At 72.6% G+C, this 4131-nt stretch carries 2 protein-coding genes; both read right to left on the reverse strand.

Going from position 1 to position 4131, the window contains the following annotated elements; genetic code table 11:
• A partial coding sequence (locus tag ACFXMF_RS47075; RefSeq protein WP_380021288.1) for a cytochrome P450 occupies positions 1-1235 on the reverse strand: 1235 nt, incomplete at its 3' end.
• A gap of 56 nt (positions 1236-1291) precedes the next feature.
• The coding region (locus ACFXMF_RS47080; protein WP_380021290.1) for an SDR family NAD(P)-dependent oxidoreductase at positions 1292-4131 on the reverse strand (2840 nt) is incomplete at its 5' end.

Here is a 4131-nt window from a genome sequence, read left to right on the forward strand (position 1 = left end):
CCTACTGCGTCCACGACCTCCAGGAGGCCGACCACCTCCCCGGCCTGACCGACCGCGCCTTCGAGCTGACGCGGCCCGTAGGACAGCGCGTCACCGCGGAAGGGGATGTCCTCCTTGGCGACGTCGAGCCGCAGGCCGGGCAGCCGCTCGGCCACCGCGCGCAGCGCGACCTCCAGTTGCACCCGGACCAGGTGCTTGCCCAGGCACGCGTGCGGCCCGTGGCTGAACGAGAGGTGGTTGCCCGCCGCGCGGTGGATGTTCAGCTCGTGCGGGTCGGGGAACAGGCGCGGGTCGCGGTTGCTGGTGTCCAGCAGCACGATCACCGCGTCCCCCTCCTTGATCGTGTGGCCCTCTATCTCGATGTCCGCGGCGGCGACCCGCTTGGTGGCCCGAGCGATCGTGTAGTAGCGCAACATCTCGTCGATCGCGCCCGGCCACAGGCTGGGGTCGGCGCGCAACTCCTCGGCGACATGCGGGAATTCGGCGAGCGCGAGCACTCCGAGACCGAGCATGTTCGCGGACGGCTCGTGCCCGGCGACCAGCAGGAACAGTGCGTTGTCCACCAGGTCGGAGTCGTCGAGCACGATCTCCTCGGACGCCTTCGCCTTGCTGATCAGCCTGCTGAGCAGGTCGTCCCCGGGCTGCTCGGTGCGCTGCTGCATCAGCGTCTGGACGTAGCCGCGCAGTTCGATGACGGCTTCGAGGTTCTCCTCGCCCCGGTCCATCTCGATGATCTGCTCGGTGCGTCGCTGGAAGTACTTGCAGTCCTCCTCCGGGATGTCCAGCACCTTGCAGATGGTCTGGGTGGCGACCGGGAAGGCGAATGCCTCCACCATCTCCGCGCCCGGTCCGTTGCTGACGATCTCGTCGACGATGCGACCGAACGCGTCCTCGAAGAACGGGCGGACCGCCTCGGCGTGCCGGGGCGTGAAGTCCTCCGCCACCATCCGGCGGGCGATGTCGTGCTCCGGCGAGTCCATGTTGAACAGGTGGCGGCTGAACTGACCCCGCTCCTTCTGCAGGGCTTCGCGCTGCGAGAAGGACGGCACCAGGGCGGGGTTGTTGCTGATCCGGCGGTCGGCCAGCAGGCTGCGCACGGACTCGTGACTGGCCGCCAGCCAGGCCGCGCGGCCGTCTTCCATGTTGAAGGGGCAGACGCCCCCTCCTTCGAGCAACTCCAGGTGCTCGGTCGGGGGGAGGTCCGGGACGGTGCGACGGACGGGGAATGAAGGCATTCGACGAACTCCGTTTCCAGATGTTGGATTTGTTGTCGTTTCCTGCGGGGGGCGGATCACCGCATGGGGATCACCCCCGGCGGGTGGGCGCTGTGCTCGGCACCGGCTCGATGGGCGGTCGTGACCAGCCAGTCGTGGACGACGTCGGCGGTCCGCGGCGCGTGCTGCTCCATCATGGTGAAGTGGTCTCCGGGCACGTCCGTGCCGATGTGCGGCAGGTGCCAGCGGGCCTGCCACTGCCCGTCGGCGGGCATCTGGGGCATCGGGTCCCCGGCGCGTACGTGCAGCACCGGGACCTCGACCGGGCTCGGCGTCCAGTCGAAGCTGAAGTAGCGGCCCATCGCGGTCAGCCATGCCTCGCCCAGCGCCTCGCCGGTCCGGCCGTCGCGTTCGCGTTGTCCCTGCTCCATGGCGCCCTGGATGCGGGTCATCACCTCGGTCTGCTCCGGCGCGTAGGTGTCCAGCAGCACCAGCGCGGCGGGCGGTCGGCCCAGGGCGGCGAGGTGGACGGCCAGCGCGTGCGCGGCCAGGCCGCCCGCGGAGTAGCCGAGCAGCACCACCTCGTCGTGCTCCGCGAGGGCCCGCGCGTGGGTGGCGAGCAGCACGTCCAGCGTCGCGGGGATCGGCTCGCCGGTCACGAAACCGGGCTCGCGCAGCGCGAACACGTCCCGCCGGCCGCGCAGCGCGGCGGCGAACCGGAGGAACTTGTGCGGGTCGGCCTTGCCCAGGTGCGAGGGGATGCAGAACACGGGTGTGTCCGTGCCGCCGGAGGACAGTCGCAACGGCGGCACGTCCAGGTCGTCGGGATCGCGGTACGCGGAGCGGAAGTCGGCGACGGAGCCCAGCAGATCGATGAATTCCAGCCGTCTGCCGTGCCGGTCCGCCTCGTGCCACAGGTCGTCCAGGCTCGCGGTGCTCCGAGGGCCGGCCGGGGCGGTGGCCGCGATTCGCTCCCGCAGGTACTCGGCGAGGGCGGCGGGTGTGCGCTGTTCCAGGGTGAGCATGGCGGGCAGCGTCAGGCCGGTGCCGGCGACGAGCCGGTTGCGCAGCTCGATCGAGGTCAGCGAGTCGAAGCCGAGGTCGAGGAGTTCGTGGGCCGGGTCGATCCGCGCGGGGTCGTCGTAGCGCAGTACGGCGGCGATCTCCGCACGGACCGCGTCCAGCAGCACCCGGGACTGTTCCTCGACGGGGCACCCCACCAACCGGCCGAGCAGATCCGGCTGTTCGTCCCGAGCGGGGGTAACGACCGGGCGCGCGTCGGGGAGTTCGTCGAGCAGACGGTGTCGGGCTCCCGCGGCCAGGCGGGCCCAGTCCACGTCGGCCACCACGACCGGGCCGTGGGCCCGGGCCAGGGCGCGCACCGCTTCCTCGGGTGCCAGCGGCGTGAGGCCACTGCGGCGCAGCCGGTCCTCGACGACCCGGGTGTCCGCCATTCCGCCGCCCGCCCACGGCCCCCAGGCCAGCGAGGCGGCGGGCAGGCCCTGGGCGGTGCGGTGCGCCGCCAGGGCGTCGAGGTAGGCGTTGGCGGCGGCGTAGGGCGCTTGGCCCGCACCGCCCAGCACGCCGGCCAGGGAGGAGAAGAGCACGAACGCGTCGAGGTCCGTCTCGCGGGTGAGTTCGTGCAGATGCCGCGCGCCGAGCAGCTTGGGCCCGAGCACCCGGTCGACCTGTTCGGGGGTGAGCGAGGCGATCACGCCGTCGTCCAGGACTGCGGCCGTGTGCACCACCGCGCGCGGCTTGTATTCGTCGAGCAACTCCCGAAGGGAATCGCGGTCGGTGACGTCGCAGCGAACGATCGTGGCCCGGACCCCGCCGGCGATCAGTTCCGCGTGCAACGCGCCGGCCTCCGGGCCGTCCGGGCCGCGCCGGCCGGCCAGCACGAGGTGTTCGGCGCCGTTGGCCGCCAACCAGCGCGCGACGTGGCCGGCCAGTGCGCCGGTCCCGCCGGTGATCAGCACGGTGCCGGTGGGCGACCAGCGTTCGGCGGTGGGGCCGGTGCGGAGCAGCCGCCGGGCGAACACGCCGGCCGGGCGGATGGCGATCTCCGGCTCGTCGCGGGCGAGCAGTCGGGCGCACAGGAGGCGGGCGGTGTGGTCGGTGAGTTCGGCGGGCAGGTCGATCCGGGCGGCGCCGAGTTCCGGATGTTCCGCGGCGACGGCTCGGCCGAGGCCCCAGAGGGTGGCCTGTTCCGGGTGACGCACCGGATCCGAGTCACCGACGGCGACGGCGCCGCTGGTGAGTATCCACAGCGGTACGTCGGTGCCTGCGGCGATCAGGTCCTGTACGACGCGCAGGGTCGCCCGCAGACCGCCGTCGGTGGCGGTGTCGATCGTGGTGCCCGGACCCAGCAGGGAGACGATCCCGGCCGGGTCGGTGTCCGCGAGCCCGGCGACGTCGTCGGCCCGGAGCACGGTGGCGCCGTGCTCGGTCAACGCCCGTTCGACGCCGTCGGCGAGCGGGCACGCGTGCGCCGGGCGGATGAGCAGCCAGGTCCCGGACAGCGCGGACGACGGCGTGTCCTCGACCAGCGGCGTCCAGCCGATCCGGTAGGTGCGGTCGGCCGACGGGGCACCCGGGGTTTGCACCGCGACGGCCGGAGCGGCCCGTTGCATCCAGTAGTGCCGGTGTTGGAAGGCGTAGGTGGGCAGGTCGGTCAGGGTCGCGGCGGTCCCGGTGAACAGGCGGGACCAGTCGACGGGGTGGCCCGCGGTGTGCAGGTGCGCGAGCGCGGTCACGGCGGTGTGGACCTGCGGTCGGTCCCGGCGCTGGGACGCGGTGAACGACGCGTCGCCGATGGTCTGCGGGCCCATCGCGGTGAGCACGCCGTCGGGGCCGATCTCCACGAACCGGGTCACACCCGCCGCGCGCAGTCGGGCGAGGTGATCGGCGAACCGCA

The sequence above is a fragment of the Embleya sp. NPDC059213 genome (assembly GCF_042754445.1).
Lineage (GTDB): Bacteria > Actinomycetota > Actinomycetes > Streptomycetales > Streptomycetaceae > Embleya.